Raw genomic sequence first — 19,839 nt, 5'->3', positions numbered from 1 at the left:
CTTTTGATCTTGATTGATTTTTAAACACAAGATCAAAAGATCGCAGCGTGCCGCAGCTCCTACAGGGGTAAGACGTCAAATCGCAGGCACAAAAAAACCGTGCCCGGATCACTCCGGAGCACGGTTTTTTATTGCTGCGTCTTACTTGTTCACAGCGTCGGTCAGGCCTTTGGCCACAACCAGCTTGATCACTTTCTTCGCAGGGATTTCGATGGCAGCGCCAGTCGAAGGGTTACGGCCAGTGCGGGCAGGACGCTCGGTCACTTTCAGCTTGCCGATACCTGGCAAGGTGATTTCGCCGCCGTTTTCCAGCTGATCGGCAACGATTTGGCCCAGTTGGTCCAGAGCGTTACGCGCGGTGGTTTTCGGCGCGTCGATAGCTTCAGCGATGTCGGCGATCAGTTGGTCTTTAGTAAGAGCCATGTAGTGTTCCTTCCCTATCAAATTCATATGGATTGCAGAGTGCAGTGTCAGCCATCGAGCCCGATCTTCTGGATCTGGCACCCTCGGCGATAACCACGACGAGTCGGGTTATAGATACCGAAATCAGGGTTTGGTTCGACCTGACAAATGCTGATTGCACGCTTAACGCAGTGACTTCGCGTAAGACCGGGCAAAACTAGCACAGAGACAAGGAAATATCCGCCTCTAGCTACCCATTTGGTCAGCTTTATTGCTCTAAACCGCGAAAAAACTGCATAAGCCCGGTCGCACGCCCCGGTTTTGCCCTACAACCCCCCATTTATACTGCCGTCGACACGGTTTCCCCGTTATGTAGGAGCTGCCGAAGGCTGCGATCTTTTGATCCTGTTTTATTAAAATGCCAGATCAAAAGATCGCAGCCTGCGGCAGCTCCTACAACTGGCCCGTGCCGAGAATCGGGTACACTTAGCGCTTTTTCGGGGGAGCCTGCCCTCCTCCCTTCCAACAGCCGAGAAGCCCATGCCGATCCGTCATTGCATCGTCCACCTGATCGACAAAAAACCCGACGGCACGCCCGCAGTTCTGCACGCCCGTGACACGGAACTGGCCGAGTCCGCGGCCATCGAGAACATGCTCGCCGACCTCAACGAAAGCTATAACGCCAAACAGGGCAAAGCCTGGGGCCTGTTTCACCCGGAATCCGGCGCGTTCCCGTTCAGTGGCTGGCTGAAGGAATACATGGAGGGCGGCAAGGACTTCACCGCATTCAGCAAAGTCGCGGTCGAGCACCTGCAGAAGCTGATGGAAGAGTCGAACCTGTCGGTCGGCGGCCACGTGCTGTTCGCGCATTATCAGCAAGGCATGACCGATTACCTGGCAATCGCCCTGCTGCACCACAGTGAAGGCGTGGCGGTGACCGACGAGTTGGACGTGACCCCGTCGCGCCACCTCGACCTCGGCCAACTGCACCTCGCGGCGCGGATCAACGTTTCTGAGTGGCAGAACAACAAGCAGTCCAAGCAGTACATCTCGTTCATCAAGGGCAAGAATGGCAAAAAGGTCTCGGAATATTTCCGCGACTTTATCGGCTGCCAGGAAGGCGTCGACGGCCCGGGCGAAACCCGCACGCTGCTCAAGGCCTTCAGCGATTTCGTTGAGAGCGAAGACCTGCCGGAAGAGTCCGCGCGCGAGAAGACCAAGACCCTGGTCGATTACGCCAGCAGCCAGGCCAAACTCGGCGAGCCGATGGGCCTGGAAGAACTCTCCGAGCTGATCGACGAAGAGCGCCCGAAAGCCTTCTTCGATCACATCCGCAATAAGGACTACGGCCTGTCGCCAGAGATTCCAGCGGACAAACGCACTTTGAATCAATTCCGCCGCTTCACCGGCCGTGCCGAAGGCCTGTCGATCAGCTTTGAAGCGCACCTGCTGGGCTCGAAGATCGAGTACGACGAAGAGGCTGGCACCCTGGTCATCAAAGGTTTGCCGACGTCGCTGACCGATCAGCTGAAGCGGCGCAACTGATGCTCGCCAATGTGCTGAAGAAGGTCGCGCTGGTTCTGCTGGTGGTCGTGGTGTATCAGAACTGGGGCAAGATCGAGCGGGTATTCAATCCGTCGCAGATGGTTGCCGAGCAGACGCGGGCGCAAGCCAACGTCGTGCTCTACGCCACCGACTGGTGCGGTTACTGCAAGCAGACCAAGCGTTTTCTCGACAGCAAGGGGATTGCGTTCAAGGAGTTCGATATCGAGAAGGATGCCGATGCGCGCAAGGCGTATGAGGCATTGGGTGGACGCGGGATTCCGTTGATTGATGTCAACGGCACCTTGATTCGCGGGTTTGACCCGGACGAAATCCTCGCCGCCCTGAAATAAAACTCTGTAGGAGCAAGGCTTGCCCGCGAAGAACGATAATCCGGTTTATCAGAGACACCGCGTCATCGTTCTTCGCGAGCAAGCTTAGCTCCTACAGATTTAGCGGGCCTCGATGCGGAAACCGAAGCGTGGGAAGTGCACGTGCACCACGCCGCCGCGCTCGTCTTCGCGACGAATGATCAGCTCTTCGCTACCGGCAAACAGCAACTCACCGACCACCGGATCAACACCATAATCCGTCGCCGAGATCGCCACTTGCTGGCCTGCCTTGAAACCATTCGGGTCGATGAACTGCTCTTTCGGCAGATCCGCTGGCGTCGCACTGTGTGCAACTTCCAGCGCTTCCTCAGAGGTCATCGCACTCGCCGCGCCATGACCAAAGCCCAACACTCGACCCAACCACGCGGAAACAGCCGGATACTCCTCCACCAACGGCGCGGTGACGTGAGTCGCTTTGAGGAACCACAGCGGATGCGCCAGCGCGAAGTCGGCAATCGACGGCTCGCCGAACAGGAAGTCGCCCTGCTCGCGCTGCAGTTGTTGCTCCAGACGCAGCATGATCGTCGGCCATTGATGCTTGGCCTGCTCAGCGGACAAACGTGTGGCGCTGCCGCCACTGAACAAACCGGCGCGGTCAGCCATAAACGCTTTGATCGCTTCCGGCGGCAGCTTGCCGAAACGCACGGCAACCGACTCAGGCTGGAACACCAGGCTCACCGCATGCTGGAACACCACCGAATCAACCCAGGTGGCGAAACTCGCGGTGGTCATTTCCTGGCCTTCAGGGAAGAAGCTCGGCAGGGCTTTTTCCTGCTCCAGGCGACGGGCGATCAGTGAAGTGTCGCAGTAGATGTCGGCGCCGATTTGCAGCACCGGGGTTTTGCGATAGCCGCCAGTCAGTGCGGTCAGATCCGGCTTGGGCATCACTGGCGAAATGTGCACCGAGCGCCACGACAAGCCTTTGAAACCCAGCAGCAGGCGGGCCTTCTCGGCAAATGGAGAAGTCGGGTAATGATGCAGAATCAACTCGGACATGCTCGGCTCCGCCGCTCAGAAAGTGAGCCGGCAGCTTAGCGCGCATTTGCTTAGCAGCCTACAGATCTGGCTGATGGGAACCGATCAGTCAGATTGATAAGACGCGACCAGGCATTCCTTGGCGCTCTTGCGCAGTTTTTTGATCAGCCGTTCCTGACGCAAAGCATCGCTTTTGTCGCGACACAATTCGGTGTACACCAACGCCATCGCCGGGCTGGAAAGGAAGAACCGCGCGCCTTTGCCGCTTTGATGCTTGGCGAAGCGGCGCACCGGGTCATCGCTGATGCCGCAGTACAGCGAACCGTTGGCCGCGCGAACCAGGTAGACGAACCAGGACTTGCTCACCGGTTCGGCCACATCGACAGATTTTTCGCTAAGGCTGGTCAATTCGGGATCAAGACGTGTAGGAAACAGGCCGCGATCTTATCAGCGACCGGCCTGAAATGCCTTCAGTCCCTTCAACGCCTGCGCACGCACGGCGTTGCGTACCAGAGGCGTCCAGCCCAGCAGCAGACCTTTGAAACCCAGAGCCTGACGCGACCAGCGCCACAGATCGAAATGGTCGTGGTGCTCGCAGATCTTGCCGTCACGGAAGACGAAACGGGCCTGGATATCGTTGATCACAACGTTGCCGGTCTGGCTGAACAGGTAAGTCGCGACCCAGTGCGCACCGCCGCTGCGCTCATCAGCGCGGACGTTGTCGAAGGTCAGGGAGAAGTCTTTGGCGCGGGTGGTGAGCATGCGCCACATGTCGCCGGCATCGCGCCCGCGCAGCTCGCCGAAGGCCGGGTCGCTGAACACCACGTCATCGGTGTAGCACGCGGCCATCGCCTCGGCGTCCAGACGTTTGAAGGCTTCGTAGAAGCGGGTGATCAACGCGCTGTGGGCTTTGCTCATGGGCAATCTCCAAAAGAGGTACAGATTGCCAGCACGATAATCCGCAATACGAAGAAACACTATCGGCATTCGTAAACCGAATACCATGCAAGATCTTAAAGGCGCCCCAAAAACTGTGGGAGCGAGCTTGCTCGCGAAGAGGCCGGCACATTCAACATGATCTGTGCCTGAACCACCGTCTTCGCGAGCAAGCTCGCTCCCACATTGGATATCACGGCCCCCAAAAAAGGGTTACGCGTCAGATTCTTTCGCTTTGTACTTGCACGTACAGTGCTCGCCCGGCGCCGAGGCCGGCGATGATCGCGCCGGTGCCGATGATGCCGAAGATCCAGCCCACCGCATTCCAGCCGCCCGTCCAGTCATGCACCACACCGACCGCAAACGGCCCCATCGACGCCAGCGTGTAACCGAAGCCCTGGGACATGCTCGACAGGTTCGCGGCGACGTGCGAATCGCGCGAACGCAAGACGATCAACGTCAGCGCCAGACTGAACGTACCGCCCTGCCCCAGGCCCAGCAGAATCGCCCAGCCCCACAGGCCTTCGATCGGCGCATACAGGCAACCGAACAGGCCACCCAGGGTCAACGCCATCACCACGACAATTGCCAGACGCTGATCCTTGCCGCGAGTGGCCAGCCACGGCGCGGCCAGCGAACTGGCGAGCTGGATGATCACCGAGCCGGACAACACCAGCCCCGCTTGCGTCGGCGTCAGCCCGCGACCAATCAGGATCGACGGCAACCAGCCGAACACGATGTACGCCAGCGACGATTGCAGGCCCATATACAACGTCACTTGCCACGCCAGCGGATCACGCAGCAAACCGCGCACGCGATAGGCGACGTTGTGTGCACCGTGTTTCTGCCCGACCTGTGGCAGCCAGAACAACGCCGCCACCAGCGCCGGGATGACCCAGAAGCCCAGGCCAATTGTCCAGTCTCCGCCAAAATGCTCGCTCAACGGCACACTGGTGCCCGCCGCCATTGCCGCACCGAGGCACAGCGCCATGGTGTAGACGCCGGTCATGGTGCCGGCGTGTTTGGCGAAGTCGCGTTTGACGATACCCGGCAGCAATACGCCGACAATGCCGATGCTTGCGCCGCCCAATACGCTGCCCGCAAACAGGCCGATTTCACCAAAGCTGCTACGCAAAATGATGCCGCAGGCCAGTGTCAGCAGGATGCCCAACACCACGCGTTCGGCGCCAAAACGTCGCGCCAGAATCGGTGCCAGCGGCGCGAACAAGCCGAGGCACAGCACCGGCAGTGTGGTCAGCAAACCGGCCTGCGCCGCCGACAAGCCGAGGCTCTTGGAAACGTCGCTGAGCAGCGGCGCCATGCTCGACAGCGCCGGACGCAAGTTCAACGCCACCAGAATCAGCCCCAGCAGCAACAGCCACGGCCGGCGCACCAGCGGGTGGCTTTGTTGCACCTGCTCGTCATCGGCCTCGGCGTCGATCAGCAGCTCTTCAAGCTCTGCCGTGCGTTTCGGGGTTGTGGATAGCTCACTGCGGGACATGGATTTCTCGGTTTCAAGGTTCATTGATCAACTGCCTCGACAAGGCTTTGGCCCGTTCCGGGTCGCGTTGTTCGACGGCATCGAGCAACTCGATGTGCAGGTCGAACACTTCCTGACGGCGCGGGACGATGTTCAGGGTCTGGCGCAATTGCGCGCCGACGATGCTGGAGAAATAGCGATACAGCTCGCTGAGGGTCGGGTTGTGGGCGGCGTCGACCAGTCGGCGGTGGAACACCAGATCGCAGGCGATGTAGGTATCGAGGTCGCCGTGGTAGTGACTGCCGCTGGTGCCGAGGGCTTTGCGCAATGCGGCGAGGTCTTCATCGGTGCGACGCAACGCCGCCAGGCCGATCGCCTCGACTTCAAGGATGTGCCGGGTTTCCCGCGCCTGCTCCAGCGAGCAACGCGACAACGCTTTCAGCGTGTCGAGCGGATCAACCAGCGCGCGCAAATAACTGCCGTCGCCCTGGCGAATCTCGATCAATCCAGAAAACGCCAACACACGCATGGCTTCGCGCACGGTATTGCGGCTAATGCCCAACTCAGCGCAGAGCTCGGGTTCGGTCGGCAAGCGTTCGCCGACCTGCCAGGCACCACTGTTAATGCGCTGGCGGAGTTGATCCAGGGCCTGATCGACCAAGGATCGTTTAATGAGTGGAGAAATGTCTGACATAGGATTCGCCCTTTCATCCAATCATAGGATGAATTTTCCGACATGTTAGTCAGACCCATGTAGGACGGCAACCACCTAGGGTCAAAAGGCGACACATGGAGCGGCATTTTCGATTGGTCAAAATTACCCTTTAAGGGTAATTTCAGGGACAGGGTTTTGGTTTCTTATGGAAAAGAACACACCCCATTACGACTTGGTGGTAGTGAAGCAAGAAGTCATCAGACTGGGCGCTAAAGCCTTTACAGGAAGCGCGATGAGCTCGGGCAAGGGCATGGGGTTGAACCTCAAACGTATGCAGCAAGCCATCTGCTCGCTGGATCGCCGGATGTTCTACAAGTCCATGACTTGCTACACCAACCACAGACACTGGCAGGATGTTTACCACATTGGATTTCACGACTTGGAGTTGTATATCAAAATCACCTACTGCCCCAACGGCGGTCCTCCCGTGATCTCTTTCAAGGAGAAGAATTTATGAATACACGGCAATGCTTGAGCTGTGGCACTCAAGAGGCGATGCAACATTTCGAAGGTCGCAGTTTGACTGTCAACTACAAGGATGTTTCACGTTGGGTGCACGGCATTGCAGGGTGGGAATGCCAAGCCTGCGGCGAGATCATTTTTGATAACGATACTGACAGCGCCGAACGCTATTCTGACGCCGGCGATAAATTGCTCGAAGAGTGCTTCCACGTAATGGGCGCCGAGATGAAACGCATCCGCCGCAAATTGCATCTCACCCAAAAAGAAGCAGTTAAATTGCTATCCGGCGGAGGTCACAACGCTTTTTCCCGCTACGAACGCGGCGAGCTTTCACCGCCTCAACCGTTGTTCAATCTTATGCGTCTGCTAGACCGGCACCCTCACCTGCTCGCCGAAATACACGCGATGAACGAAGGCAGTGAATTGCGGCGATTGCTCGCCGCGCGCTTCCCGGAACAGGAGACGGCACCGGTGCCCTGACAAAACCTGGAAAAAATAAACCCGGAACGCGGTCCGGGTTTATGTCAGAATGTAGGTCAGATCAATGCAAAATCTGACTCAAGAACAGCTTCGTCCGCTCATTCTGCGGATTATCGAAGAAGTCATTTGGCGCCGCCTGTTCAACGATCTCACCCTTGTCCATGAAGATCACACGGTTCGCCACAGTCCGCGCGAAGCCCATTTCGTGGGTCACGCAGAGCATGGTCATGCCGTCTTCCGCCAGGCCGATCATGGTATCCAGCACCTCTTTCACCATCTCCGGATCGAGCGCTGAAGTCGGTTCATCGAACAGCATGATTTTCGGTTTCATGCACAGGGCGCGGGCAATCGCCACACGCTGCTGCTGACCGCCGGACAGTTGCCCCGGAAACTTGTGCGCCTGCTCCGGAATGCGTACGCGCTCCAGGTAATGCATGGCGATTTCCTCGGCCTTGCGCTTGGGCATCTTGCGTACCCACATCGGCGCCAGGGTGCAGTTCTGCAAAATGGTCAGGTGCGGGAACAGGTTGAAATGCTGGAACACCATGCCGACTTCGCGGCGGATCGCTTCGATCTGCTTGAGGTCGTTGGTCAGCTCCACGCCGTCGACGACGATGCGACCCTGCTGGTGTTCTTCCAGACGATTGAGACAACGAATCGTCGTCGATTTGCCGGAACCCGACGGGCCGCACAAAACGATACGCTCGCCCTGTTTAACGTTGAGGTTGATGTCTTTCAGCACGTGGAACTGGCCGTACCACTTGTTGACGCCCTGCATCTGAATAATGCCTTCAGGGCTCACAGGCTTTTTGATTACTTCACTCATCTCAAAACTCCTAACGCTTGTGGCCAGTGTCGAGCTTGCGTTCCAGATGCATGGAATAGCGCGACATACCAAAACAGAAAATCCAGAACACCAGGGCGGCGAATACGTAGCCTTCGGTGGCCATGCCCAGCCATTTCGGGTCGGCAGCGGCTTGCTTGACGCTGTTGAGCAAGTCAAACAGGCCGATGATGATCACCAGACTGGTGTCCTTGAACAGCGCAATAAAGGTGTTGACGATGCCCGGGATCACCAGCTTCAGGGCTTGCGGCAGAATCACCAGACCCATCGAACGCCAGTAACCGAGGCCCATCGCTGCGGCCGCTTCGTACTGACCTTTGGGAATCGCTTGCAGACCACCGCGCACCACTTCAGCGACGTAGGCCGACTGGAACAGGATCACGCCGATCAGCGCCCGCAGCAGCTTGTCGAAGTTCATGCCTTCAGGCAGGAACAGCGGCAGCATCACCGAGGACATGAACAGCACGGTGATCAACGGCACGCCGCGCCAGAATTCGATGAAGGTCACGCAGACCACACGAATCGCCGGCATGTTCGAGCGTCGACCCAGCGCCAGCACAATCCCCAGCGGCAAGGCGCCAGCGATACCGACAGTGGCGATCACCAGGGTCAGCATCAGGCCGCCCCATTGGCTGGTCGCCACCTGTGGCAGGCCGAACACGCCGCCGTGCAGCAGGCACCAGGCAACAATCGGGTAGATCACCAGGAAGCTCAGCCCGTACACCGCTTTACGCGGGAAGCGCGAGATGAACAGTGGCGCCACGCCGATCACCGCCAGCCACACGGTCAGGTCGACGCGCCAACGCCATTCAGCCGGGTAATAGCCGTACATGAACTGGCCGAAACGCTGCTGAATGAACACCCAGCAGGCGCCGTCCTTGGTGCAGTCGGCGCGGGTGGTGCCGACCCAGTTGGCATCAATGATTGCCCAACTGAGAATCGGTGGCACGACGAGGTAGATCAGGTAGAACGCAAACAGCGTCAGCAAGGTGTTGAGCCAGCTGGAGAACATGTTCGCGCGCATCCATGCGACCACGCCGATGCTGCTGTTCGGTGGGGGCATGTCGGGTTTGAAAGTATGAGTACTCATGCGCTTTTCCTTACCGCTCGATCAGCGCAATGCGCTTGTTGTACCAGTTCATCAGCAGGGAAATGCTGATACTGATCGCCAGGTACACGCTCATGGTGATGGCAATCACTTCGATCGCCTGACCGGTCTGGTTAAGCACGGTGCCGGCGAACAGCGAAACCATTTCCGGGTAACCGATACCGGCCGCCAGCGAAGAGTTTTTCGCCAGGTTGAGGTATTGGCTGGTCAGCGGCGGAATGATCACGCGCAAGGCTTGCGGGATGATCACCTTGCGCAGGGTCGGGCCGTTGCGCAGGCCGAGCGAACGCGCCGCTTCGGTCTGGCCGTGGCTGACCGACTTGATCCCCGAGCGCACGATCTCAGCGATGAACGCCGCGGTGTACACGGTCAGGGCGAGGGTCAAGGCGAGCAGTTCCGGGATCAGCACCCAGCCGCCAACGAAGTTGAAGCCTTTGAGCTCGGGCATTTCCCAGTGCAGCGGCGCGCCGAAGATCAGTGCGCACAAGGTCGGGATCACCAGCAGAATCGCCAGGCCTACCCAGAACTTGTGGAACGGTACGCCGGTCGCTTCAAAGCGCTTGTTGGCCCAGCGGCACATCAGCACGATGCCGACGATGGCCACCACGACGCTGATCACGAACGCCCAGAAACCATCAGCGGCCAGCGCGGCCGGCATGTTCAGGCCACGGCTGCTGACGAAGAAGGTGTCGCCGAAGTTGTGGCTGTTGCGCGGCCCCGGCATGGTCAGGAATACCGCGAAGTACCAGAACAGGATTTGCAGCAGCGGCGGAATGTTGCGGAAAACTTCCACGTACACCGTCGCCAGTTTGCTGATGATCCAGTTCTGCGACAGCCGTGCCACACCGATGATGAAGCCGAGAATCGTCGCCAGAATCACGCCGATCACTGTCACCAACAAAGTGTTGAGCAAACCGATGACGAAGACGCGGGCATAGCTGTCCGCTTCGGTGTAGTCGATCAGGTGTTGAGCGATACCGAACCCGGCACTGCGCTCCAGAAAGCTGAAACCGGAAGTGATGCCCCGGTGCTGCAGGTTGGTTTGAGTGTTGTCGAACAAGAACCAGCCCAGCGAAACCACCGCGACAATCGTGATGATCTGGAATAGCCACGCACGCACTCGCGGATCGCTGAGGCTGAGCCTCTGCTTAGGTGCGCCGATTGAATTTTGCATGAAGTGCCCCGCAAAAAATGGAACAAGAACATCACCCGGCGGTTGGCCCGCCGGGCGATAGAACCATTAGCGCACTGGTGGTGCGTACTGAATGCCGCCGTTGTTCCACAGGGCGTTCAAGCCGCGGTCGATTTCCAGCGGAGTGCTCTTGCCGAGGTTTTTCTCGAAGATTTCGCCGTAGTTACCGACTTGTTTGACGATCTGTACTACCCAGTCTTTCGGCAGTTTCAGGTCTTTGCCGTATTCGCCGTCAGCACCGAGCATACGAGCGACGTCCGGGTTTTTGGTCGACTTGGCTTCGGCTTCGACGTTTTTCGAAGTGATGCCGGCTTCTTCGGTGTTGAGCAGCGCGTAGCCAACCCAACGCACGATGGCCAGCCACTCGTCGTCGCCATTACGTACGACCGGGCCCAGTGGTTCTTTGGAAATGGTTTCCGGCAGAACCACGTAGTCCTTCGGCGCTGCCAGCTTGCTGCGCTGGGCGAACAGTTGGGACTTGTCGGAGGTCAGCACGTCGCAACGACCGGATTCCAGCGACTTGGCGCTTTCATCGGAAGTGTCGAAAGTGATCGGGGTGTATTTCAGACCGTTGCCACGGAAGTAGTCGGAAACGTTCAGCTCGGTGGTGGTACCGGCCTGGATGCAGATGGTTGCACCGTCCAGCTCTTTGGCGCTTTTCACGCCGAGCTTGTTGTTCACCAGGAAGCCGATGCCGTCGTAGTAGGTAATGAAGCCCGGGAATTTCAGGCCCATGCCCGCGTCACGCGAACTGGTCATGGTGGTGTTGCGCGACAGAATGTCGATTTCGCCGGACTGCAGCGCGGTGAAGCGCTCCTTGGCGTTCAACTGACTGAACTTGACCTTGGTCGCGTCGCCGAATACGGCAGCGGCCACAGCGCGGCAGACGTCAGCGTCGATCCCGAGGATCTTGCCGGTTGCATCCGGTACCGAGAAGCCCGGCAGACCGTCGCTCACGCCACACTGCACGAAACCTTTCTTCTGCACTGCATCCAGGGTTGCACCCGCCTGAGCGAACCCGCTGACACCGAGCACTGTTGCTGCAGTCACGATGGCCAGGGTGGATTTCAACATCTTCATTCAAACCTCCAGTTTTGCTCTTGTTGTGTCGGAGCTTGAGTCCAGTCGCACCCTTTTGAGGCGGTGTTGACCCTTGTTGGCTTTTTATTGGGTCAACCGACGTAAGACCTTCGCTATGAGTCTAGTAGGAGAAGATCCACAAAATGGATCACTCACTTCTCACCAATCGGCCGAACGGGCGGTAGCCCTTTCACGTTCGCGAAGCCCGTAGCGGCCCTTGGCGAACATCCATCACCGGATTTTTTGCAATCCCGGCCCACGGGGTACACTGATAGTGTTACCGCCAGGCGCGAGATCGGTTGCACGCCTGAAGCCATAGCAAAGCCCGTACCACACCGTTCGCTGAAGCGCTTTAGCGACAGGTCAATAGCAAAACTTGTACCCTTGCGACATCTTCTTAACAGATCAATCGGGCGCGCCCTTCAATCACGCACTCAATGAGAGCGCCCGCACACAATTGGAGCAGCCATGACCGAGCCCTTGATTCTTCAGCCTGTTAAGCCCGCAGACGCCTGCGTGATCTGGCTGCACGGCCTCGGCGCCGACCGCTACGACTTCTTGCCGGTGGCCGAAGCGTTGCAGGAAAGCCTGTTGAGCACGCGTTTTGTATTGCCGCAGGCGCCGACACGTCCCGTTACGATAAATGGCGGATATGCCATGCCGAGCTGGTACGACATCAAAGCCATGAGCCCGGCGCGCGCGATCGATCGCGATGAGCTGGAAGCGTCTGCCGATCGCATCATCGAATTGATCGAAAACGAGCGCGCCAGCGGAATAGACGCCTCGCGGATTTTCCTCGCCGGTTTTTCCCAGGGTGGCGCCGTGGTGTTGCACACCGCTTTCTTGAAATGGCAGGGGCCGTTGGGTGGCGTGCTGGCGTTGTCGACGTATGCGCCGACGTTCAGTGATGAGCTGGAGTTGTCGGCCAGTCAGCAGCGGATTCCGGTGCTGTGCCTGCACGGTCAGTTCGATAACGTGGTGCAGAACTCGATGGGCCGCAGTGCTTACGAGCACTTGGTGAAGCATGGTGTCACCGTGACATGGCAGGAATACCCAATGGAGCACGAAGTGTTACCCGAAGAAATTCGCGACATTGGCGTCTGGTTGAGCGAACGTCTGCGCTAATCGCGACAGCATTGCCTGCCCGTTGATCATCACACTACGCCGCGCCCGTTTCTTGCATTACACTGGCCGGCGTACATTCCTTAACCAATTGATGAGATGACCGTGCTCGAAGCACTCAAGAAAATGTTCGGTAAAAGCGAGGCTGAGCAGCTCGCGCCAGTTCCCAGTGCGCCGTCGCACGCCCCCGGTCATCGCCACGATGCGCCCCAGGCCGACCGCCCCGCTGCCGTAGCAGCACCGAAGCAAGACCCGCAACCCGCTCCGGCCGCGCCCATCGCCGCCGAGCCTGCGCGCAGTGAAGAGCCGAAACCGGCCAGACCGCGTCGCGAACCGAAGCCCAAGGCATCGGTCATTCCGTGGAAACTCGAAGATTTCGTTGTCGAGCCACAAGAAGGCAAAACCCGCTTTCACGATTTCAAACTAGCGCCAGAACTGATGCACGCCATTCAGGATCTGGGCTTCCCGTATTGCACGCCGATCCAGGCGCAGGTGCTGGGCTTCACCCTCGCCGGCAAAGACGCCATTGGTCGCGCGCAGACCGGTACCGGCAAAACCGCCGCGTTCCTGATCTCGATCATCACTCAGTTGCTGCAAACACCGCCGCCGAAAGAACGCTACATGGGCGAACCCCGTGCGCTGATCATCGCGCCGACCCGTGAGCTGGTGGTGCAGATCGCCAAAGACGCCGCTGACCTGACCAAGTACACCGGCCTCAACGTGATGACCTTCGTTGGCGGCATGGACTTCGACAAGCAGCTCAAGCACCTCGAAGCGCGTCACTGCGACATTCTTGTCGCCACCCCGGGCCGCCTGCTCGACTTCAATCAGCGCGGCGACGTGCATCTGGACATGGTCGAAGTGATGGTGCTGGACGAAGCCGACCGCATGCTCGACATGGGTTTCATCCCGCAAGTCCGCCAGATCATTCGTCAGACCCCGCCAAAAAGCGAACGCCAAACCCTGCTGTTCTCTGCGACCTTCACCGAAGACGTGATGAACCTCGCCAAGCAGTGGACGACCGATCCGTCGATCGTCGAAATCGAAATCACCAACGTCGCCAACGAAAACGTCGAGCAACACATCTACGCCGTGGCCGGTGCCGACAAGTACAAACTGCTCTACAACCTGGTCAACGATAATGGTTGGGAGCGGGTGATGGTCTTCGCCAACCGCAAGGACGAAGTTCGCCGCATCGAAGAGCGCCTGGTGCGCGACGGTGTGAACGCTGCGCAGTTGTCCGGCGACGTGCCGCAACACAAACGTATCAAGACCCTGGAAGGTTTCCGCGAAGGCAAGATTCGTGTCTTGGTCGCCACCGATGTGGCCGGTCGCGGCATTCACATCGACGGGATCAGCCATGTGATCAACTTCACCCTGCCGGAAGTGCCGGACGACTACGTACACCGCATCGGCCGTACCGGTCGTGCCGGTGCTGATGGCGTGTCGATCAGCTTCGCCGGTGAGGACGACTCCTATCAGTTGCCGTCCATCGAAGAGAAGCTCGGTCGCAAGATCAGTTGTGAAACGCCGCCGACGCATCTGTTGCGTGCGGTCGAGCGCAAGCGTCCGCAGCAGTAAGCGACGCTAAAAAAGAATGCGCAGCCGGCAACGGACTGCGCTTTTTTTTCGTCTGGATTTTTTGCCGCAGGTGCTTGCCCGACAAAACTAAAAGTCCATAATGGACAAACAAGTTTAGTTTTTTTGTCTGCGGAGTCTGAAATGTCCAGTACGCCCTACGTGATCGACCAAGCCCAAGCCCGTGAGTTGCTGGCGCGTATCGATGTGCCGCAGATCTTGCGCAAGCTGTTTCGTGATCTTGCCAACGGCAAAGCCGTGCAACCGGCGCAGCAACTGGTCGAGTTCCCGCAGGGTGCTGGCGACTTCATCAACTATCTGGGCGTGCTGGCCGAGGATGGCGTTTACGGCGTGAAGACCTCGCCGTACATCGTTCGCGAACAAGGTGCGCTGGTGACAGCGTGGACGCTGTTGATGTCGATGAAAACCGGTCAGCCATTACTGCTTTGTGATGCCGGTGAACTCACCACTGCACGAACGGCGGCGACCACAGCGGTGGCGGTTGATGCGCTCGCGCCTCTGGACGCTAAACATTTGGCGATCATTGGCAGCGGCAAGGTTGCCCAGGCGCATCTGCATTACGTGAAGTCGCTGCGTGACTGGCAGAGCATCAGTCTGTATTCGCCAAGCCTGTGCGCTGACGCTCAATCTCAGGCCCTGCTGAAAGCCATCACGCCCAATCTGAAGATCACCGACAGCCGCGAAACCGCCCTCGTGGATGCGGATGTGATCATGCTTTGCACCTCATCGGCGGGCCCGGTGATTGATCCCGCTGAGTTGAGCAAACCGGCGCTGATCACCTCGATCAGCACCAACGCTCCGCGCGCCCACGAAGTGCCGCCGCAGAGCCTCAACGACATGCTGGTCTTCTGCGACTATCGGCTGACCACGCCGGGTTCGGCGGGTGAAATGCTGATTGCCAGTGAGCAGCATGGCTGGAGCAACGATGCGATCGTTGGTGACCTCGCTGACCTGCTCAGTGAAAAAGTCCAGCGTCCGGGTTACGACCGTCACGTGTTTTTCCGTTCAATCGGTTTGGGCCTGGAAGACATTGCCCTCGCCAATGCGGTGTATCACCTAACCCACTAACACCAAAAATCCCCCTGTAGGAGCTGCCGAAGGCTGCGATCTTTTGATCTTGATCCTGAAAAAAACAAGATCAAAAGATCGCAGCCTTCGGCAGCTCCTACAGGGATCGCATTCTGATTGGGGAGTTGCCAATGGCAGATCCCAGAGAGCCACGATAGCTTTGGAGTTTTTCATGAGCCAGGCAGATTTCATCATCATCGGCGGCGGGATTGCCGGCGCTTCCACCGGGTTCTGGCTGTCGCCGCAGGCTAAAGTCATCGTGCTCGAACGTGAGTCGCACCCGGCCTATCATTCCACCGGACGCTCTGCCGCCCTATTCACCGCAGCGTACGGCACGCCGCAAGTCCGCGCCCTGACCCAAGCCAGCCGCGCATTCTTCGATAATCCACCCAACGGTTTCTGTGAACACCCACTGCTGACCCCACGTGGCGAAATGACCGTGGACTTCACCGGTGACAACGCCGAACTCAACAACCAATACCTCAGCGCCAAAGCCACAGTCCCAGAGATGCAACTGCTCACTGCCGACGAAGCCTGCGCGCGTCTGCCAATCCTGCGTCGGGAAAAAGTCCACGGCGCGATCTACGACCCGAGCGCCAGCGACATCGACACCGATGCCCTGCATCAGGGCTACCTGCGCGGCATCCGTCGCAACCACGGCGAAGTCCATACCGACTGCGAAGTGCTCGGCCTGAGCCGCGACGCCGACGGCCTCTGGCAGGTGCAAACCAACGGCCAGACCTTCACCGCGCCAGTGATCATCAACGCCGCCGGCGCCTGGGCCGACAAGATCGGTGCACTGGCCGGCGCCAAACCGCTGGGTCTGCAACCGAAACGCCGCGCCGCATTTATCTTCGCCGGCCCCGAAGGCGTCGACATTCATCACTGGCCGATGCTGGTCAGCCTCGACGAATCCTTCTATATGAAGCCCGACGCCGGCATGTTCCTCGGCTCGCCGGCCAACGCCGATCCGGTCGAACCTCACGACGTGCAACCCGAAGAACTGGACATTGCCATGGGCATTTACCAGATCGAAGAAGCCACCACGCTGACCATCCGCCGTCCGACCCGCACGTGGGCCGGGCTGCGCAGTTTCGTCGCCGACGGTGATTTGCTTAGCGGTTTCGATCCGCAGGTGCCGGGGCTGTTCTGGGTCGCGGCGCAGGGCGGCTACGGCATTCAGACATCGCCGGCGATGGGCCAGGCCAGCGCGGCGCTGGTTCGCGGCGAACCTTTGCCGGAGCACTTGCGCAACTTCGGCCTGAGCAGCGCCATGCTCTCCCCTGCCCGCCTCGCTTGAATGCCCGTCAGGATGACTCGCTCAACGGATTGCGGCACACTCGCAGCGCCTCCTGTTCACGGGGGCGCTGACGCTGCCTGGAGCTCCACTGTCATGACCGCCCCCGAATTCGATCCGGCGCTGGATAACTTCCGCGCCATCGCCGACGCCATCGCCACGCTGTTCTTTCCGCACGCCGAAGTGGTGCTGCACGACCTGCGCACGCAGAAGGTCGATTACATCGCCAACAACCTGTCGAAACGCGAGATTGGCGACGACTCATCGCTCGAAGACATGCTCAGCGAGGATGTCAGCGACCGTAATATCGGCCCGTACGAAAAGCTCAACTGGGACGGTCAGAAGATTCGCAGCTTGAGCAGCGTCCTGCGCGACAGCGAAGGTCTGCCGTTGGCGGTGCTGTGCATCAATCTGAATATATCGCTGTTCGAGAATGCCAAGGCGGCGTTGGATCTGTTTCTGTCGCCGAGCAAACTGATCCCGCAGCCGGATTCACTGTTTCGCGATGACTGGCAGGAACGCATCAACACCTTCCTCCACGCCTGGCTGCGCGAGCGGCAGTTGAGCCTGAATGTGCTGACCCGCGATCACAAACGCGAACTGGTGCTGGCGCTGCACGCCGAGGGCGCGTTCAAGGGCAAGAGCGCCTCGAACTACGTGGCCAATGTGCTGAACATGGGGCGGGCGACGGTGTACAAGCATTTGAAAGAGCTGAAGAGTTGAAGATCAAGAGATCGCAGCCTTCGGCAGCTCCTACAGGAGCACGCATTCCCCTGTAGGAGCTGCCGCAGGCTGCGATCTTTTCAATCAGTCGCCGTAAATATCAGACTTGAAATACTTCTCGGAAATATTCTGGTACTCGCCACTCGCGCGAATGCCATCAATCGCGCCATTCAACTGGCTGACCAGTTCCGCATTGCCCTTGCGCACCGCAATCCCCGCGCCCTCGCCGACGTACTTCGGATCCTTCAACTCAGGCCCGACAAACGCATAGCCCTTGCCGCGCGGCATCGTCAAAAAGTCATTCAGCGGAATGGTGTCAGCGAAAATCGCATCCAGCCGCCCCGCCGCCAGATCCATGTAGATCTCTTCGTTGTTGCTGTAGCGCTTGACGTTGATGCCCTTGGGCTCGAACACCTCGGTGGCGTAACGATCGGTGGTGGTCGCACGCTGAACGCCGACGTTCTTGCCTTTGAGGCTGGCGTATTGATCGTCTACCGTGGCGCCTTCTTTCATCACCAGACGCGACGAAGTGAAGTAGTACTTGTGGGTGAAATCCACTGACTTCTTGCGGTCTTCGTTGATGGTCATCGACGACAGCGCCATGTCGATCTTCTTCACTTTCAGCGAAGGAATCAGACCGTCGAAATCACCTTCCACCCACACGCACTTGACCTTCATCTGCGCGCACAGGGCGTTGCCGATGTCGTAGTCGAAACCGACGATTTCGCCCTTGTCAGTTTTGGAGGCGAATGGCGGGTAAGCGGCTTCGATGCCGATGCGCAGGGTTTGCTCGGCGGCGAACACGCTGGCGCAGGACAACAGGCTGAGGGCCAGACCGGTGATGAGGGGGAGTTTCTTCATGTTCGTTCTCTCGCGGGTTGTTGTTGGTTTGGCAAGACGAAGAAGAGCAGCTGCGAGCGGGGAGCTTCGAGCGGCAAGATTGAAGCAATTTGTACTTGTAAATCCATCTTGGACTTATATGTACAAATCGTCAATTCGGGGCAGAAGCAAAAAGATCGCAGCCTTCGGCAGCTCCTACAGGGGTATGCCGACCCAATGTAGGAGCTGCCGAAGGCTGCGATCTTTTGATTTACTTTTTCCAGCGATCCGCCGCTGCATGATCACTGTCCCGCCCCTCAACCCAACGCGGCCCGTCGCTGGTGTTTTCTTTCTTCCAGAACGGTGCACGGGTTTTCAGGTAGTCCATGACAAAAGCGCAGGCATCGAATGCGGCCTGGCGATGGGCGCTGGCGGCGCCGACGAACACGATCGGCTCGCCCGGCTCGAGCGCGCCGATGCGATGCAGCACCTCCAGTTTCAACAGCGGCCAGCGCTGCTCGGCTTCGATGGCGATTTTGCCGAGGGCTTTTTCGGTCATGCCCGGATAGTGCTCAAGAAACATCCCCGCCACATCCAGCCCGTCATTGAAGTCGCGCACGTAGCCGACAAAACTCACCACTGCGCCAACACCGACATTGGCCGCGTGCATTGCGTTGACTTCAGCGCCCGGGTCGAACGGCGTGGCCTGCACACGAATCGCCATGGCTCAGCCTCCGGTCACGGTGGGGAAAAACGCCACTTCGTCGCCATCGACCACCGGCTCGTCGAGCTGGCAGAGGTCTTCGTTGCGTGCGCACATCAGGTTCTGCTCGCTCAGTACTTCAGCGCCATCCCGTTGCACAAGCAATGCACGCACGTCATCGACGGTAGCGAAATCACCTTCCACCTTCAGCGAATCCACGCCCAGCGCTTCACGGTAACGGGCAAAAAACCTCACGGTCAGGTTCATGGCTGCGCCGCTTGAAAGTGCCCGCTCTTGCCGCCGACCTTCTCCAGCAGACGCACGCTTTCGATGGTCATGCCGCGATCGACGGCTTTGCACATGTCGTAGATGGTCAGGGCGGCGACGCTGGCGGCGGTCAGTGCTTCCATCTCGACGCCGGTCTGCCCGGACAGTTTGCAACGGGCGACGATGCGCACGGTGTCTGCGCCGTCAGCGCTGAGTTCGACTTTGACGCCGGTAAGCATCAGCGGGTGGCACAGGGGAATCAGATCGCTGGTTTTCTTCGCCGCTTGAATGCCGGCAATGCGCGCCACGGCGAACACATCACCCTTGGGATGGCCGCCGCTGACGATCATCTGCAGCGTTTCGGGGAGCATGCGCACCAGCGCTTGGGCCGTCGCTTCACGGAACGTCACGGCTTTTTCGGTGACGTCGACCATGTTGGCGCGACCTTGGGAATCGAGATGAGTCAGCACGGGATTACTCCTGATCAGGAGCGGGGATTGTAAACCTGCGGGTCAAATTTCCGCATCATTGATTATGAAATCACCACTATCCCCTGTGGGAGCGGGCTTGCTCGCGAATGCGGTGTATCAGGCACACATTTGGTGACTGGCACAGCGCATTCGCGAGCAAGCC

Annotated in this window: 23 protein-coding genes; 9 read left to right on the top strand and 14 right to left on the bottom strand. The window is 58.8% G+C overall.

The annotated features are described in order from the left end of the window. Nucleotides 1–141: 141 nt before the first annotated feature. Complete coding sequence (locus GVL50_RS26475) at nt 142–423, bottom strand: HU family DNA-binding protein (RefSeq protein WP_003221909.1); 282 nt, start codon at nt 421–423, stop codon at nt 142–144. Nucleotides 424–942: 519 nt separating this feature from the next. Here GVL50_RS26475 and yejK point away from each other — a divergent pair. Further along, the gene (yejK, locus tag GVL50_RS26470; RefSeq protein ID WP_053117368.1) at nt 943–1,947 is read left to right on the top strand and encodes a nucleoid-associated protein YejK; all 1,005 of its coding nucleotides are present in this window, start codon (nt 943–945) and stop codon (nt 1,945–1,947) included. Next, complete coding sequence (locus GVL50_RS26465) at nt 1,947–2,297, top strand: glutaredoxin family protein (RefSeq protein WP_053117366.1); 351 nt, start codon at nt 1,947–1,949, stop codon at nt 2,295–2,297. The genes yejK and GVL50_RS26465 overlap by 1 nt, the downstream gene beginning before the upstream one ends. Before the next feature lie 99 nt (nt 2,298–2,396). Here GVL50_RS26465 and GVL50_RS26460 read toward each other — a convergent pair whose 3' ends face one another. From GVL50_RS26460 to GVL50_RS26440, 5 genes are all read right to left on the bottom strand, one after another. Further along, complete coding sequence (locus GVL50_RS26460) at nt 2,397–3,332, bottom strand: glutathione S-transferase family protein (protein ID WP_159815602.1); 936 nt, start codon at nt 3,330–3,332, stop codon at nt 2,397–2,399. A gap of 84 nt (nt 3,333–3,416) precedes the next feature. Continuing rightward, the gene (locus GVL50_RS26455) at nt 3,417–3,719 is read right to left on the bottom strand and encodes a GIY-YIG nuclease family protein (RefSeq protein ID WP_008083651.1); all 303 of its coding nucleotides are present in this window, start codon (nt 3,717–3,719) and stop codon (nt 3,417–3,419) included. A 39-nt stretch (nt 3,720–3,758) separates the two neighbouring features. After that, complete coding sequence (locus GVL50_RS26450) at nt 3,759–4,229, bottom strand: nuclear transport factor 2 family protein (protein WP_159815601.1); 471 nt, start codon at nt 4,227–4,229, stop codon at nt 3,759–3,761. 238 nt (nt 4,230–4,467) lie between these two features. Next, the gene (locus tag GVL50_RS26445; protein ID WP_053117354.1) at nt 4,468–5,772 is read right to left on the bottom strand and encodes a CynX/NimT family MFS transporter; all 1,305 of its coding nucleotides are present in this window, start codon (nt 5,770–5,772) and stop codon (nt 4,468–4,470) included. Further along, complete coding sequence (locus GVL50_RS26440; protein WP_159815600.1) at nt 5,762–6,421, bottom strand: FadR/GntR family transcriptional regulator; 660 nt, start codon at nt 6,419–6,421, stop codon at nt 5,762–5,764. Before GVL50_RS26440 ends, GVL50_RS26445 begins: the two co-directional genes overlap by 11 nt. A 166-nt stretch (nt 6,422–6,587) precedes the next feature. Here GVL50_RS26440 and GVL50_RS26435 point away from each other — a divergent pair, with 166 nt between their 5' ends. After that, nucleotides 6,588–6,899 (top strand): type II toxin-antitoxin system MqsR family toxin, encoded by a 312-nt coding sequence (locus tag GVL50_RS26435; RefSeq protein ID WP_159815599.1) that lies wholly within the window; start codon nt 6,588–6,590, stop codon nt 6,897–6,899. Then, nucleotides 6,896–7,384: a type II toxin-antitoxin system MqsA family antitoxin gene (locus tag GVL50_RS26430; protein ID WP_159815598.1), complete on the top strand. Its 489-nt coding sequence runs from the start codon at nt 6,896–6,898 to the stop codon at nt 7,382–7,384. The genes GVL50_RS26435 and GVL50_RS26430 overlap by 4 nt, the downstream gene beginning before the upstream one ends. 61 nt (nt 7,385–7,445) lie before the next feature. On the opposite strand, the gene GVL50_RS26425 is transcribed toward GVL50_RS26430, so the two are convergent. From GVL50_RS26425 to GVL50_RS26410, 4 genes are all read right to left on the bottom strand, one after another. After that, nucleotides 7,446–8,210 (bottom strand): amino acid ABC transporter ATP-binding protein, encoded by a 765-nt coding sequence (locus GVL50_RS26425; protein ID WP_053117341.1) that lies wholly within the window; start codon nt 8,208–8,210, stop codon nt 7,446–7,448. A 10-nt stretch (nt 8,211–8,220) separates the two neighbouring features. After that, the gene (locus GVL50_RS26420; RefSeq protein WP_008080192.1) at nt 8,221–9,318 is read right to left on the bottom strand and encodes an amino acid ABC transporter permease; all 1,098 of its coding nucleotides are present in this window, start codon (nt 9,316–9,318) and stop codon (nt 8,221–8,223) included. 10 nt (nt 9,319–9,328) lie between these two features. After that, on the bottom strand, nt 9,329–10,510 hold the full coding sequence (locus tag GVL50_RS26415; protein WP_053117338.1) for an amino acid ABC transporter permease: 1,182 nt from the start codon (nt 10,508–10,510) through the stop codon (nt 9,329–9,331). A 66-nt stretch (nt 10,511–10,576) separates the two neighbouring features. Then, a complete protein-coding gene (locus tag GVL50_RS26410) occupies nt 10,577–11,608 on the bottom strand; it encodes an amino acid ABC transporter substrate-binding protein (RefSeq protein ID WP_053117336.1) in 1,032 nt (343 codons plus the stop codon). 468 nt (nt 11,609–12,076) lie between these two features. Between GVL50_RS26410 and GVL50_RS26405 the strand changes: the two genes are divergently transcribed. From GVL50_RS26405 to GVL50_RS26385, 5 genes are all read left to right on the top strand, one after another. Next, entirely contained in the window at nt 12,077–12,733 is a 657-nt protein-coding gene (locus GVL50_RS26405; protein WP_053117331.1) for an alpha/beta hydrolase, read from the top strand. A gap of 96 nt (nt 12,734–12,829) precedes the next feature. Beyond that, the gene (gene rhlB, locus GVL50_RS26400; RefSeq protein WP_159815597.1) at nt 12,830–14,311 is read left to right on the top strand and encodes an ATP-dependent RNA helicase RhlB; all 1,482 of its coding nucleotides are present in this window, start codon (nt 12,830–12,832) and stop codon (nt 14,309–14,311) included. A 141-nt stretch (nt 14,312–14,452) separates the two neighbouring features. Continuing rightward, entirely contained in the window at nt 14,453–15,397 is a 945-nt protein-coding gene (locus GVL50_RS26395) for an ornithine cyclodeaminase family protein (protein WP_159815596.1), read from the top strand. Between the two features lie 172 nt (nt 15,398–15,569). Beyond that, nucleotides 15,570–16,697, top strand: coding sequence for an FAD-binding oxidoreductase (locus GVL50_RS26390; RefSeq protein WP_159815595.1), 1,128 nt, complete (start codon nt 15,570–15,572; stop codon nt 16,695–16,697). Between the two features lie 93 nt (nt 16,698–16,790). Continuing rightward, nucleotides 16,791–17,417 carry a transcriptional regulator gene (locus tag GVL50_RS26385; protein WP_159815594.1) on the top strand — a complete coding sequence of 209 codons (627 nt, stop codon included), beginning with the start codon at nt 16,791–16,793 and terminating at the stop codon, nt 17,415–17,417. Nucleotides 17,418–17,501: 84 nt separating this feature from the next. Here GVL50_RS26385 and GVL50_RS26380 read toward each other — a convergent pair whose 3' ends face one another. From GVL50_RS26380 to moaC, 4 genes are all read right to left on the bottom strand, one after another. Further along, nucleotides 17,502–18,278: an ABC transporter substrate-binding protein gene (locus GVL50_RS26380; RefSeq protein ID WP_159815593.1), complete on the bottom strand. Its 777-nt coding sequence runs from the start codon at nt 18,276–18,278 to the stop codon at nt 17,502–17,504. Between the two features lie 229 nt (nt 18,279–18,507). Further along, complete coding sequence (gene moaE / locus GVL50_RS26375; protein WP_038357637.1) at nt 18,508–18,960, bottom strand: molybdopterin synthase catalytic subunit MoaE; 453 nt, start codon at nt 18,958–18,960, stop codon at nt 18,508–18,510. Nucleotides 18,961–18,963: 3 nt separating this feature from the next. Next, nucleotides 18,964–19,206 carry a MoaD/ThiS family protein gene (locus tag GVL50_RS26370; RefSeq protein ID WP_159815592.1) on the bottom strand — a complete coding sequence of 81 codons (243 nt, stop codon included), beginning with the start codon at nt 19,204–19,206 and terminating at the stop codon, nt 18,964–18,966. Next, nucleotides 19,203–19,676: a cyclic pyranopterin monophosphate synthase MoaC gene (moaC, locus tag GVL50_RS26365; protein ID WP_159815591.1), complete on the bottom strand. Its 474-nt coding sequence runs from the start codon at nt 19,674–19,676 to the stop codon at nt 19,203–19,205. The genes GVL50_RS26370 and moaC overlap by 4 nt, the downstream gene beginning before the upstream one ends. Nucleotides 19,677–19,839: the final 163 nt, after the last annotated feature.

Source organism: Pseudomonas sp. 18058, from assembly GCF_902706155.1.
Classification (GTDB): Bacteria; Pseudomonadota; Gammaproteobacteria; order Pseudomonadales; family Pseudomonadaceae; genus Aquipseudomonas; species Aquipseudomonas rustica.
This window is presented reverse-complemented; position numbering and strand designations above follow the sequence as displayed.